A 12,683-nucleotide genomic window follows, 5' to 3' on the forward strand; every position below is an offset into this window, starting at 1 on the left:
GCCTCGATCGGCGTCTCGCTCCCGACGTCGAGCATCATGGGCGGCGCGCGTCATGATTGGCATCGCGCTTGGCTTGCACCTCGCAATGCCGATAACCTGACATTTGTTAGTTGCTGTAAAGCCAAACAAGATCAGTTAAGGTTGGCCGGTAATCAAATGCCCTTCGATGCGATGATTCAACTCGGTCAAGAATCGTGGATAATCCCGCTTGCCTCTTGAGACCGATACCATAGTATAAACCACAACTGGCGCGGCGAGCGTATGTGTTGCATTCGCGTCCTATACTCGTGATCGACTATGTTCGATATCGTTGCTTAGCACGGCGACGGACGCGCAAACCTTGCGCGGGGGCAGGTCGATTGTCAGGCGTCCCGGGTGCCGTTCGGTATCGTGGACATCGAGAAGCGAATTGGGGAAGTCCGATGAAAAGCCCAGATCACATCATCGAGCGTTTGGCGGTTATCTGTCGCCTGTTGAACGAGTCGCGCGATATCGCCGATGCGGAGCATGAGTTCATGCTGGGGGCCAAGTTGGACGATTGCCTGCTCTGTGCGGAGGAGCGGATCGCAACGCTCGAGGGGTGATTACGCCTATCGACGACAGCGCGACCCAGGCAAGCGCATTTCGTAATTGACTGCCTGGGCAATGGTTGCCAAGGCAACCATATGATGTATTTCACCCCTGCCGAGTTCGGGCCTGAGTGTTCGCTCGGCTATCTGGCGCGGCGCGTCCACCAGATCGGGCAAAGCCTGATCGAACCAATCTTCATCGACGAGGGCGTCTCGTCGACGCAATGGTCCGCGCTCATGTCGCTTCTCGCCGGACGGTCGTCGACGTGCGCGGATCTTGCCCGCGACCTGTCCTACGACAAGGGCGCCAGCACGCGGCTCGTCGATACGATGGAACAGCGCGGATGGGTTACGCGATCGCGGGCGAGCGACGATCGGCGCGTGCTCAATCTGGAGCTGTCGCCGGAAGGCGAGGCGGTTGCGATCCGGTGTCGCGACAGGATCGTCGCCTATTGGAACGCTCTCCTTTCCGATGGCTGGGCAGCAGACGAGGTCGAGACATTGATAGGGCTCATGCAGAAGCTTCGCACGACGTTGGACGATGCTCTCACGGAAGGCCGTCAACCATGACTGTGCGCTACACGGTTTCCCCGACGCCATTGCTGGCGGCATTGCTGGCGGGATCGCTTGCAGGCTGTGCGATCCCGGCGTCGCAGACCAGCGTGACGCCGATGGCACCCTCGGCGCTGGGGCTTTCCTCCGGCTCTACGGCAGGCGTCGGACAGGTCGTCGCGGCGGACTGGTGGCGCGGGTTCGGCGATCCGCAGCTCGATCGGCTGGTCGGCGATGCGGTGGCGGGCAATCCGACGCTCGACGCCGCGCTGGCGAGGGTTACGCGGGCCCAGGCGGTGCTGGCGACGAACCGCGCGGACAATGGTCCCGAGGTGACGCTCGACGCGCAGGAGCAATATGCACGGCTGAGCGGACGGTACACCATACCGCCGCCCTATGCCGGAACGGCGCAGTTCGTCGGGACGGCAGCGGCGAACCTCAGCTGGAACCTCGATCTGTTCGGTCGTCAGAAGGCGGCGATCGCGGGCGCACGCGCATCGGTACGCGCCGCGGCACTCGACGTGGCGGCGGCACGGCTAACGCTGTCGGGTGCGGTCGTGCAGACCTATATCGACCTCGAACGCGCCGAGGCACAGACGGCCATCGCCCGGCGGACGATCGCCACGCGGCAGAATACGCTGCGGCTGGTCAACGTGCGGATCCGCAACCAGCTCGGCAGCAAGCTCGATGCGCAGGCGGCGACGACGTTGCTGGCACAGGCGCAGCAGGCGCTGTTGCGGGCGCAGGCAAGTCAGGTGCTCGCCAGGAATGCGCTGGCGGCGCTCGCGGGGCGCGGCGTCGATTATCCCTCGACGATCGGTGCGACGGCGTTGAACCTCGATGCGGTGTTGCCGTTACCGACGTCAGTGCCGGCGGACCTGCTTGCACGCCGCGCGGACATCGCCGCGGCACAGGCGCGGATCGAAGCGGCAGCCGCAGGGCGTCAGGTCGCACGGCGCGCCTTCTATCCCAATGTGAACCTGGCCGCGATGGCGGGGTTCCAGGCGGTCGGGCTCGGCAATCTTGTATCGTTCGACGCCGGGACGGCGGGCGTCGGCCCGGCGATCCATCTGCCGATCTTCGACAATGGCCGGCTGAAGGCTGGGTTGGCGGGTGCCACCGCGGCGCTCGATCTGGCGACCGCGGACTATAACGACCGCGTGGTCGCGGCGGTGCGCGAAGCGGCCGACGCCGTGGCGCGGATCGGTGCGCTCGATGCCGATCGGGCGCGACAGCGCGATGTGGTGCGCGGTTACGCCGAAACCGGACGGCTGAACGCCATTCGGGTTTCCAGCGGCCTCGATAACCGGCTCGATCTGGTCGACAACGATGTGCGGTTGCTCGCCGCCGAACAGGCCGATGCCAACCTTGCCGCGGATGCTGCCCAACAGCGCGTGCAGCTGGTGCTGGCGCTGGGCGGCGGGTTCGATTTTCAGGATGTGACACGATGAGCGATACCGAAACGCAAGCCGCGCCTGCGGCTCCCGCCGGCAACCCGAAGGCGCGCAAGCGGGGTCTGACGATCCTTGGCGTGATCGTCGTGATCGGCGCGATCGTGTGGGCCGTTTTCCACTTCCTGCTCGCCGCGCCCGAGCAGGAAACCGACGATGCGTATGTCGCAGGCGACGTCGTCTCGATCACCGCGCGCGATCCGGGGCAGGTGACCGCAATCCATGCCGACAACACGCAGGTGGTGAAGGCGGGGCAGCCGCTGATCGATCTGGATGCCGCGACCGCGGATGTCGGCTTGGCCACGGCCGAGGCGGAACTCGCGCGCGCGGTGCGATCGACACGGTCGGACTTCTCGAAGGTGAACGAGACCGGCGCGGCGGTGGTGCAGGCGCAGGCCGAGCTGGCACGCGCGCGCAACGACCTGCGGCGCCGTCGCGGTGCCGCCGCAGAGGGTGCGATTTCGGGCGAGGAACTGAGCCACGCCGTCGATCAGGTGAAGGTGGCCGAGGCCACCTTGCAACTCGCGCGCAGCCAGCAGGTACAATCGCGCACCGGCGTCGCGGGAACGACGGTTTCGACTAGCCCGGCGGTGATGGCGGCGATCGCAGCGTATCGGCGTGCGGCGATCATCCGCAGCCATATGCATGTGGTCGCGCCGATCGACGGCGTCGTCGCGCAGCGCACCGTCCAGCTCGGGCAGCAGGTGTCTGCGGGCATGCCGTTAATGGCGGTCGTGCCGCTCGACCGGGTCTGGGTGGACGCGAACTTCCGTGAGACGCAGCTGCGTGATCTGCGGATCGGGCAGACGGCGATCGTCACGGCGGACATGTACGGCGACGATCTCGTCTATCACGGGCATGTCGTCGGTCTGGGCGCGGGCAGCGGCAACGCGTTCGCGCTGTTGCCGCCGCAGAATGCCAGCGGCAACTGGATCAAGATCACCCAGCGGGTGCCGGTGCGCATCGCGCTCGACAAGGGCGAACTGCGACGTAATCCTTTGCGCGTTGGGCTGTCGGTGAATGCGACGGTCGACACCGCGGACACGTCCGGGACGATGGTCGGACGGCCTGCGACGGCCGCGTACAAGGGACTGGCGACCGGCCGAGGCGCCCCCGCGGTGGAAGCTAAGATCGGCCAGATCATTGCGGCTAATCGTTGATGATCGGGTGGCGTTCTTCCCTCGTCGTTCTCCCGCGAAGGCCGAAGCCCAGTCTGGGTCCCCGCCTTCGTAGGGAAACAAGCCGGGGATGGTATCCTTTATCGCTGGCACCACCCCGGCGGAGGCCGGGGCCCAATTGGAGAGGTGGTCGTAACAGCGTACCGTCTTTCATTAGCGACGTTCCCCAACTGGGCCCCGGCCTTCGCCAGGGTGGTAGCCTGGGTCAGTGGTACTCGACCCGTCGGAGCGCCACCTGATGGCGGCCCCCTCAGGACCCGGTCCCGCCCCGCTCGTCGGTGGTTCGCTCGCGCTGACCGCATTCGCGCTGGCGCTGGGTACGTTCATGCAGGTGCTCGACACGACGATCGCCAACGTATCGCTACCGACGATCGCCGGGAACCTCGGCGTGTCGAGCGACAATTCGACATGGGTCGTCACGGCATTCGCGGTCGCCAACGGCGTCGCGGTTCCACTGACCGGCTGGCTGATGGGCCGGTTCGGGGTGGTGCGGACGTTCTGCGTTTCGGTGTTCCTGTTCACGATCGCGTCGTTCCTGTGCGGAATCGCGTGGGATCTGCCGTCGCTGATCGGCTTTCGCGTACTGCAAGGCGCGGTATCCGGGCCGATGATTCCCGGCAGCCAGGCGCTGTTGATCGCGATTTTCCCCGCCCACAAGCGCTCCACTGCGCTGGGCATATGGTCGATGACGACGCTGGTCGCGCCGATCATGGGGCCGATCCTCGGCGGCTATATCTCGGACAATTATCACTGGAGCTGGATTTTCCTGATCAACGTGCCGTTCGGGATGTTCTGCGCGTTCGTTTGCTGGAACAAGCTTGGCAAGCGCGATACGCCGACGCGGAAACTGCCGATCGATCAGGTCGGGCTGATCATGCTCGTGATATGGGTCGGCGCGTTGCAGATCGTGCTCGATCTCGGCAAGAACGACGACTGGTTCGCGTCGGACCGGATCGTGATCGCGGCCGTCGTCGCCGCAGTCGGGTTCGTCTTCTGGCTGATCTGGGAACTGACCGACGCCAATCCGGCGGTGAACCTGACGCTGTTCAAGAGCCGCAATTTTGCGATCGGGACCATCGCCTTCTGTCTCGGCTATGCGGTGTTCTTCGCCAACACGCTGCTGCTGCCGCTCTGGTTGCAGACGCAGATGGGCTACACCGCGACGTGGGCGGGGCTGGTCGCGGCGCCGTCGGGTGCGGTCGCGGTGATCCTGACGCCGTTCGTCGCACGGCTGAGCGGCAAGATCGATGCGCGGATCCTGGCGACGGTCGCGTTCGCGGCGTTCGGCTATTCCTATTATCTGCGCTCGGGCTACACGACCTATGCGAGCTTCTACGATCTGATGTGGCCGATGCTGGTGCAGGGGATCGCGATGAGCACGTTCTTCCTGGCGATGCTGACGATCTCGTTCGACCGGATCCCGGCCGAGCGACTGCCGTCGGCGACCGGCATCTCGAATTTTGCGCGGATCACGGCGGGCAGCTTCGCGGCTTCGCTGATCACGACGGCGTGGGATCGCCGCGAGACGCTGCACCAGACGCGCCTGTCCGAAGCGGTCGGTTCGGGATCCCCGTACCAGATGGCTAAGGGAGCGTTGACGCGCATGGGGCTGAACGACGTCCAGGCAGCGGGTGCGATCACGCGGCAGATGGTCGGGCAGGCGTATCTGCTGGCGTCGACCGACATCTTCCGCGTCTCGGCATGGCTGTGCCTGGCGCTGGTCGCGATCGTCTGGTTCACGCGCCGTCCAACTCCGCAGGAGGGACCGATCGCGGCCGACTGACCGGTAATATTAAGCATGATCGAAACACAATCGAAACGAGTGTATTCTATAAGTCAGTCACGACTTCTGAAACGCCTGTGGGGGGCCAGACCAAATGACCATGAAATTATCCGCTTCGCGGCTCGCAGTCGCGTGCCTGCTGTTCAGTGCAGCGCCGGCCTGGGCTGGCGAGCGCGTGTCGTGCCTGACGACCGCGAGCAAGCCGAGGCTGGTCTGTGACGAGGGCGCCTGTGTCCGCGTCTCGGTCCGCGACCTGTGCGACGTGGTGCGCGCATCCTATCCCAGCAAGCGTCGGATCGCGAAGCCCGTGCCGCCGGTCGGGATCGATCCGGTGCGCAACGAACTGACGATGCTGATCGCCAGCGTCAGCTGACGAACGCGAACGCTGCGCCGGGAACGGTGACGGCGAGGTCGGTCGGGGCGAGGGTCCCGTCCGGCCGCACGTCGAGGATCGTGACGCGGTGATCGCGTTCGTGCGCGACGACCATCCGTCGGCCGCCCTCGATCATCGTGAAGAACCGCGGCGAGGCGCCGCCGGTCGCGACATGCTGGACAAGCGTCGCGTCGCCGTTCGGATCGAGCGCGAAGACGGCGATGCTATCATGGCCGCGATTGGATACGTAGAGCCGGTCGCCCGCGGCGTTGGCAACGACATGGGCGAGGATGTTCGCCCCCTGCCAGTCAGCGGGCAGCGTCGACAGCGCGGTCCGGGTGCGCAATTTGTCACCGTCAACATCGAGTATTATCAGCGTGCTCGACAATTCGCAGGCGAGATAGGCCGATCGAGGATGTGCGGCGCCGAACAGCATGTGCCGCGGTCCCGATCCGGGAGGGGCGACGAAGGCGATGTGCGGTGTGCCCAGCTTTCGCGCCTCCATGTCGACGGCGAACGCTAGCACGACATCCGCGCCCAGGTCCGTCACGTACAAAAGCCGATTGTCGAGGCCGAAGCCGACCCAATGTGCGTGCGGCAATGTCTGGCGTTCGGGATCGGGGCCGTGTCCGCGGTGCGTGTAGACATCCGGCGGGACGATTGGGAGCCCTGCTGAATCCAGGCGGTACAACGCGGTGCTGCCGCTGACGTAATTGGCGATGGCGATACAGGATTGCGTCCGGTCGAGCGCGACATGGCACGGTGCTGCGCCGCCGCTGCCGTGCGAGGCCAGCATGGTCCATTCGTCGGTGGCGCAGCGATAGACGCCGAGCGCGCCGTCATCCTTCTCGTCGACGAGATAATGGGTATCGAACCGCGACGAGTACGCGCCGAACGACGCGTTGCGCGCCTTGGCACTGGCGGGTCCGATAGCGAGGCGATTGGCCTCGATCGCAAGAGGATAGAGGCCCGCGCCGCCGCCGCCCGCATAGGTTCCGATCCACAACTGCCCCGACCGTAAGTCAGCGGTGGTCGAGGGATCGAGACGGGTTTCGGCTGAGGTCATGTACCGGCGTCTATCGCCATTTTGGCGTGCGGTCGCACCGCATCGTAGCTAACCGAAATTCAGACCTTGAGCAGCGCGATCAGCTGCTCGCGGTAGAGACTGGCAAGCTCGTCGTGCATCTGCGCGATCAGGCCGTTCGGTGCACGGCGGGCGAGGACCGATTGGTCGTCCATGCGGCGTTCGATGATCAAGGGATGCGGGAGCAGATCCATTGCCGCTCTGCTGGACCCGCGATGTTTCCGGCCAATGTCCCAAGACGGTTAATGCACGTAAATCTGCGATATTCCGCGCGGTGGCAGTCTGGTATTGGCGATAGCGTTGTCCTAACGCGAAATGATGGGCGATCTGGACAGACTGGTCCCTTCGGGGATCATCGAGCAATGGGTGTATCACCTGCGACGGCAGCGATCGCGCGCGACCGATGCGATTTGGCTGATCGACCAGGGGTTCACGTTGCACGACGGGATGGACGGCGTTCCGCAGAACGATGCGACCGCGCGCTGGCGGGCCGAACAGGAAACCGTAGTCGAGGAAGTCACCGCGCTGCTCGCGCTGTACGACGGCATCAACCTCGGCAAGGTCGATGTAGATTGAACGCCACCGGCACGTCGGTGCGCGACGCTCAACCTGCTTCGCTATAACTCTCACGAATAAGCCGGCCCGTGTCGTGCAGCGAGGTACTGCGTGGCAGCTCGGCGTCCGGCATGTCCGTCACCAGTTCCGCCGACGCCGCCAGTTGCAGATGACGCTCGCTGAGCGACAGGTGGGCTGCACGTCCGGCATCCGTACGCGACCGACTGGCGAGCCGCTGTTCCTGCTCGGCACGGTTGCGATGATAGGCTACCTGAGCCTGCCATGCCTGCGTGCTGGCCGCCGTGTTATCGGCTGCATGATCGTCGGTCATAATTCCTCCGCTTCGACCGCGGCCTTGCTCACGGTCGGTTTATAGAGTGTTAACGCGCCGGGTTAATGCGGCACGATGCAACACGCGTCAGACGGGCCGCGGCGCCTTGACCTGCCAGCCGCCCCCCAACGCCCGGAACAGATCGACTTGCGCGCCGGCGATCCGCGCGTCCGCAGCGGCGAGGTCGGTATCCGTGTCGGCCACCGTGCGCTCGGCGTCGAGGACGTCGAGGAAGTCGATCTGGCCTTCGCGCTGGCGGGCGCGGGTGATGCGGGCGGCGGTGGCGGCGTTGTCGTGTGCGGACTGTAGCTGCGTGCGGCGATCGAGTTCGCGGGCGTAGTTCGACAGCGCGGTCTCGGTTTCCTCGAGTGCGGTGAGGACGCTGCCGTCGAAATTGGCGAGTGCACCGCGCGAGTCCGCCTCGGCACCGGCGATGCGCGCGCGGGCGGCGGACTGGTTGAGCGACCAGTTCAGCAGCGGGCCGAGCAGCCAGCGGATCGGACCGCCGGTGAAGATGTCGCCGACGCTGAGCGCGGTCGAGCCGATCGATCCGCCGAGCGAGATCTGCGGATAGAGCTGCGAGGTCTGCACTCCGATCCGTGCGGTCGCCGCCGCAAGCCGGCGTTCGGCGGCGTGGACGTCCGGACGGCGCGCGAGCAGAGTGGCGCCGTCGCCGATCGGGATCGGCTGGTCGAGGCGCGGCGTGGTGGTGCGCGCGCCGGCGGTGGCTGGCAGGTCCTGCGGCGTGCGACCGGTAAGCGTGGCGAGGCGGAACAATGCCGCCTGACGTTCGGCTTCGATCTGCGGGATGTTGGCTGCGCGCTGGTCGCGCAAGGCTGCGATACGGACCTGGTCAAGGCGGGCGGCGCGACCGGCGTCGACGCGCTTGCCGGTCAGCGTGTTCGACTTGTCGAGCAGGTCGACGATCCGCCGGGCCACCGCGAGGCGTTCGGCGGACGACGCTGCGTCGACATACGCGCGGGTTGTTGCCGCGACGATCGAGACCCGGACGGCGTCCGCATCGGCCTGTGCTGCGCCGACGTCGCCGCGTGCGGCCTCGACGTTGCGGCGGACTCTGCCGGCGAGATCGACCTCGTAGCTGACGTCTAAGCCGACGTCATAGGTTGCGCGCTCGCGGTCGAGGCCGGGCAGGTTCTGGAGTTGCGAGGTGCGTGCGTAGTTGCCGCTCGCGCCGGCGTTCACCTGCGGTTCGCGATCGGTCTTTGCGCCGCGTAACGATGCGCGGGCGCTGTCGAGCCGGGCGACGGCAACGCGGAGGTCGGTGTTCGCTGCCAATGCATCCGCGACGAGGCCGTCGAGGACCGGGTCGCGGTACATCCGCCACCAGTCGTTGTCCGGCGCCGTCGTAACGGTCGCAGCATTCGCGGTGACGAACGACGCCGCTGCCTTGGTTGGGGTGATCGGTGCGACATAGTCGGGGCCGGCGGCGCAGGCGGCGAGCGTCAGTGCCGAGAGGCTCGCGAGGAGGGCGGACTTCATGATGCTGGTCCTATTCGGCTGGCTGAAGGGTCGTGGCGGGTGCAGCTGGACGGCGGCGTTCGAACCGCAGCGCCAGCGCCCGTGCGACGACATAGAAGGTGGGCGTGAACAGCAGCCCGAACCCGGTCACCCCGATCATCCCGAAGAACACCGCGGTGCCGAGCGCCTGGCGGAGTTCCGCACCCGCGCCCTCGGCGATCACCAGCGGCACTGCGCCGAGAATGAACGCGAAGCTCGTCATCAGGATCGGCCGCAACCGGTCCTTTGCCGCGCGCACCGCGGCCTCGACCGGAGTGAGGCCGTCCTGTTCCTCGGCCTGCTTGGCGAACTCGACCACGAGGATCGCGTTCTTCGCGGCCAAGGCAATCAGCACGACCAGGCCGATCTGCGTGAGGACGTTGTTGTCCATGCCTCGCAGGTTCACGCCGGTCATCGCCGCGAGTAGGCACATCGGCACGATCAGGATGATCGCGAGCGGCAACGTCAGGCTCTCATATTGCGCGGCGAGCACGAGGAAGACGAACACCACCGCCATGCCGAAGACGAGCGCGGCGGTGCTGCCGGCGGCTTTCTGCTGGTAGGCGATGCCGGTCCATTCATGCGCGTAGCCAGCGGGCAGCGACGCATCGGCGAGCTTCTCCATCGCGACCAGCGACTGGCCCGACGAATAGCCCTTGGCAGTGTCGCCATCGACCTCGACCGCGGGGAACAGGTTGTAGCGGACCACGCGGTACGGGCCGGTCTTGTCCCTGAACGTCGAGACCGAACCGACCGGGACCATCTGGCCCGAATTGGAGCGCGTCTTCAGGTTGGCGATGTCCGCGGTGGTGTTGCGGAACGGTGCATCGGCCTGTGCGGTGACGCGGAAGGTGCGCCCGAGCAGGTTGAAGTCGTTGACGAAGGCAGAGCCGAGATAGACCTGCAACGCCTCGAACACGCGCTCGGCGGGGACGCCGAGAAGGTTGGCCTTGGCGCGGTCGACGTCGGCGAAGATGCGCGGCGTGGCGGTGTCGAAGAAGGTGTAGACCTGGGCGAGACCCTTGGTCTGGTTCGCTTGGCCGATCAGTGCGTAGGACGTTTTGCCGAGGTCGGCATAGCCGTGGCCGCCCTGGTCCTGCACCATCAGGCGATAGCCGCCGGCTGAGCCGATGCCCTGAATGAGCGGTGGCGGGACGATCAGCAGGCGCGCTTCGGTGATGTCGCCGGTGACCTTCTGCGATTCCGCCATGATGCTCGCGAGCGTGACGCCGAGTTTCTTGCGCTCCTCGAAGCTCTTCAGCGGAATGTAGGCGGCGGCCGAGTTCGGGGCGAGCGTCTGCGACGGGCCGTCGAAGCCCGCCAGCATGACCGCGCCCTTGACGCCCGCGAGCGGCAGGATGCGCTTGGCGACCTTCTGCATGACGGCATCGGTGCGCTCGACCGAGGAGCCGGGCGGAAGCTGGATGACGGTCAGGAAGTAGCCCTGATCCTGCGCGGGGACGAAGCCGGACGGGGTAATCGTGAACACGCCGACCGTGACCGCGATCAGTGCGGCATAGGCGATCATCATCCGCTTCGGTGCGGTGACGAGGCGTTGCGTCAGGCGGGCATACGCATTGCCCATCCGCTCGAACCCGCGGTTGAAGGCGTCGCCGCCACGGCGCAGCGTGCGTGTCACGCGGTTGCCGGAGTCCGCAGGTGCGGTGGGCTTGAGCAGCATCGCGGCGAGTGCCGGCGACAGCGTCAGCGAGATCAGCAGCGAGATGATCGTCGCGGTCGAGATCGTCACCGCGAACTGGCGGTAGAACGCGCCCGACAGCCCTGTGAGGAACACGGTCGGGATGAACACAGCGCACAGCACGAGCACGATCGCGACGAGCGCACCCGAGACTTCGTCCATCGACGTGCGCGCCGCCTCGAGCGGGGAGAGTCCGTGTTCGAGGTTGCGCTCGACATTCTCGACCACGACGATCGCATCATCGACGACGATGCCGATCGCAAGGACGAGGCCGAACAGCGACAGGTTGTTGAGGCTGTACCCGGCGGCGGCGAGCACTGCGAAGGTACCGATCAGCGAGACCGGGATCGCTACGATCGGGATGATCGCCGCGCGCCACTTCTGCAGGAAGACGAGGATGACGAGCACGACGAGGACCATCGCCTCGAAGAGCGTGTGCTTCACCGCGTCGATCGACTGCGCGATGAACTCGGTCGGGTTGTAGATGACCTTGTATTCGAGGCCCTTGGGGAAGCGCTTCGACATGCTTTCCATCTCGGCGGTGACGGCCTGTGCCGCGCCGAGTGCGTTGGAGCCGGGGCGCTGGAAGACCGCCGCAATAACCGTCGGCTTGCCACTCAGATACGTATTAGCGCCGTAATCCTGCGCGCCGAGTTCGACGCGCGCGACGTCCGAGACGCGGACCTGGCGGCCTTGTGCGTCGGTGCGGATGACGACGTCGGCGAACTGCTTGGGATCGGTCAGGCGGCCCTGCGTCTCGACGTTGAGCTGGAACGCGCTGTTGCCCTTGTCGTAGGGCGGCTGGCCGAGCGTGCCGGCAGCGACCTGGACGTTCTGCGCGCGCAACGCGGCGACGATCTCGCCGGCGGTGAGGTCTAGCGCGGCGGCGCGGCCGGGATCGATCCAGACACGCATCGAATAATCGCGCGCACCGAACAGTTGCACGTCGCCGACGCCGTCGATGCGGCTCAGGCGATCGCGGACCTGCGTCAGCGCGTAGTTGGAGATGTAGCCGCGATCGAGCGAGTTGTCGGGCGAGACGAGGTTCACCACCATCAGAAAGTCCGGCGACGTTTTCCGCGTAACCACGCCGAGACGCTGGACGTCCTCGGGCAGGCGCGGGACGGCGACGGCGACGCGGTTCTGGACGAGCACCTGCGCCGCGTCGAGGTTGGTGCCGATCTTGAAGGTAACGGTGATCGTGACCTTGCCGTCGCCGGTCGATTGCGACGACTGGTACAGCATGTTGTCGACGCCGTTGATCTCCTGCTCGATCGGCGCGGCGACGGTTTCGGCGACCGTCTCGGCGGAGGCGCCGGGATAGGTCGCGCTGACGGTGACGGTGGGGGGGACGATGTCGGGATATTGCGACACCGGCAACGTCATGTAGGCGATCGCACCGACGATCGTGATGATCACCGCGATCACGCCCGCGAAGATCGGCCGGGTGATGAAGAAGCGCGAGAAGCGCATGGGAATTTCCTCGGTAGAGGGGCGCGGGCACACACCAACACCACCCCGGCGGAGGCCGGGGCCCAATTGGGCGAACCGCAGTGATTAAGTCGAAATGCTATCCCAATTGGGCCCCGG

Annotated in this window: 11 protein-coding genes; 7 read left to right on the forward strand and 4 right to left on the reverse strand. The window is 66.0% G+C overall.

Going from position 1 to position 12,683, the window contains the following annotated elements:
* Nucleotides 1–422: 422 nt before the first annotated feature.
* The 6 genes from U1707_RS06850 to U1707_RS06875 all read left to right on the forward strand — a co-directional run bounded on the left by U1707_RS06850 (nucleotide 423) and on the right by U1707_RS06875 (nucleotide 5,906).
* Nucleotides 423–584, forward strand: coding sequence for a hypothetical protein (locus tag U1707_RS06850; protein ID WP_332799343.1), 162 nt, complete (start codon nucleotides 423–425; stop codon nucleotides 582–584).
* 81 nt (nucleotides 585–665) lie between these two features.
* Nucleotides 666–1,139 (forward strand): MarR family winged helix-turn-helix transcriptional regulator, encoded by a 474-nt coding sequence (locus tag U1707_RS06855; RefSeq protein WP_332799344.1) that lies wholly within the window; start codon nucleotides 666–668, stop codon nucleotides 1,137–1,139.
* Nucleotides 1,136–2,572 (forward strand): efflux transporter outer membrane subunit, encoded by a 1,437-nt coding sequence (locus tag U1707_RS06860; protein WP_332799345.1) that lies wholly within the window; start codon nucleotides 1,136–1,138, stop codon nucleotides 2,570–2,572. Before U1707_RS06855 ends, U1707_RS06860 begins: the two co-directional genes overlap by 4 nt.
* Entirely contained in the window at nucleotides 2,569–3,732 is a 1,164-nt protein-coding gene (locus U1707_RS06865) for an HlyD family secretion protein (RefSeq protein WP_332799346.1), read from the forward strand. Before U1707_RS06860 ends, U1707_RS06865 begins: the two co-directional genes overlap by 4 nt.
* 256 nt (nucleotides 3,733–3,988) lie before the next feature.
* On the forward strand, nucleotides 3,989–5,533 hold the full coding sequence (locus U1707_RS06870) for a DHA2 family efflux MFS transporter permease subunit (protein ID WP_332799347.1): 1,545 nt from the start codon (nucleotides 3,989–3,991) through the stop codon (nucleotides 5,531–5,533).
* 94 nt (nucleotides 5,534–5,627) lie between these two features.
* Nucleotides 5,628–5,906, forward strand: coding sequence for a hypothetical protein (locus tag U1707_RS06875; RefSeq protein WP_332799348.1), 279 nt, complete (start codon nucleotides 5,628–5,630; stop codon nucleotides 5,904–5,906).
* Here U1707_RS06875 and U1707_RS06880 read toward each other — a convergent pair.
* Nucleotides 5,899–6,972 carry a lactonase family protein gene (locus U1707_RS06880; protein WP_332799349.1) on the reverse strand — a complete coding sequence of 358 codons (1,074 nt, stop codon included), beginning with the start codon at nucleotides 6,970–6,972 and terminating at the stop codon, nucleotides 5,899–5,901. The genes U1707_RS06875 and U1707_RS06880 overlap by 8 nt on opposite strands.
* A 336-nt stretch (nucleotides 6,973–7,308) precedes the next feature.
* Here U1707_RS06880 and U1707_RS06885 point away from each other — a divergent pair, with 336 nt between their 5' ends.
* Entirely contained in the window at nucleotides 7,309–7,566 is a 258-nt protein-coding gene (locus U1707_RS06885; protein ID WP_332799350.1) for a hypothetical protein, read from the forward strand.
* 28 nt (nucleotides 7,567–7,594) lie between these two features.
* On the opposite strand, the gene U1707_RS06890 is transcribed toward U1707_RS06885, so the two are convergent.
* The 3 genes from U1707_RS06890 to U1707_RS06900 form a co-directional block, all read right to left on the reverse strand.
* Nucleotides 7,595–7,876 (reverse strand): hypothetical protein, encoded by a 282-nt coding sequence (locus U1707_RS06890; RefSeq protein WP_332799351.1) that lies wholly within the window; start codon nucleotides 7,874–7,876, stop codon nucleotides 7,595–7,597.
* An 87-nt stretch (nucleotides 7,877–7,963) separates the two neighbouring features.
* A complete protein-coding gene (locus tag U1707_RS06895; RefSeq protein ID WP_332799352.1) occupies nucleotides 7,964–9,376 on the reverse strand; it encodes an efflux transporter outer membrane subunit in 1,413 nt (470 codons plus the stop codon).
* A 10-nt stretch (nucleotides 9,377–9,386) separates the two neighbouring features.
* Nucleotides 9,387–12,566, reverse strand: coding sequence for an efflux RND transporter permease subunit (locus tag U1707_RS06900; protein ID WP_332799353.1), 3,180 nt, complete (start codon nucleotides 12,564–12,566; stop codon nucleotides 9,387–9,389).
* Nucleotides 12,567–12,683: the final 117 nt, after the last annotated feature.

The organism is Sphingomonas sandaracina, assembly GCF_036663695.1.
Classification (GTDB): domain Bacteria; phylum Pseudomonadota; class Alphaproteobacteria; order Sphingomonadales; family Sphingomonadaceae; genus Sphingomonas.

Bases quoted from the DNA above. Each gene is read 5' to 3' on its own strand.
- U1707_RS06850 (WP_332799343.1), top strand. From the start codon at position 423: ATGAAAAGCCCAGATCACATCATCGAGCGTTTGGCGGTTATCTGTCGC.
- U1707_RS06855 (WP_332799344.1), top strand. From the start codon at position 666: ATGATGTATTTCACCCCTGCCGAGTTCGGGCCTGAGTGTTCGCTCGGC.
- U1707_RS06860 (WP_332799345.1), top strand. From the start codon at position 1,136: ATGACTGTGCGCTACACGGTTTCCCCGACGCCATTGCTGGCGGCATTG.
- U1707_RS06865 (WP_332799346.1), top strand. From the start codon at position 2,569: ATGAGCGATACCGAAACGCAAGCCGCGCCTGCGGCTCCCGCCGGCAAC.
- U1707_RS06870 (WP_332799347.1), top strand. From the start codon at position 3,989: ATGGCGGCCCCCTCAGGACCCGGTCCCGCCCCGCTCGTCGGTGGTTCG.
- U1707_RS06875 (WP_332799348.1), top strand. From the start codon at position 5,628: ATGACCATGAAATTATCCGCTTCGCGGCTCGCAGTCGCGTGCCTGCTG.
- U1707_RS06880 (WP_332799349.1), bottom strand. From the start codon at position 6,972: ATGACCTCAGCCGAAACCCGTCTCGATCCCTCGACCACCGCTGACTTA.
- U1707_RS06885 (WP_332799350.1), top strand. From the start codon at position 7,309: ATGGGCGATCTGGACAGACTGGTCCCTTCGGGGATCATCGAGCAATGG.
- U1707_RS06890 (WP_332799351.1), bottom strand. From the start codon at position 7,876: ATGACCGACGATCATGCAGCCGATAACACGGCGGCCAGCACGCAGGCA.
- U1707_RS06895 (WP_332799352.1), bottom strand. From the start codon at position 9,376: ATGAAGTCCGCCCTCCTCGCGAGCCTCTCGGCACTGACGCTCGCCGCC.
- U1707_RS06900 (WP_332799353.1), bottom strand. From the start codon at position 12,566: ATGCGCTTCTCGCGCTTCTTCATCACCCGGCCGATCTTCGCGGGCGTG.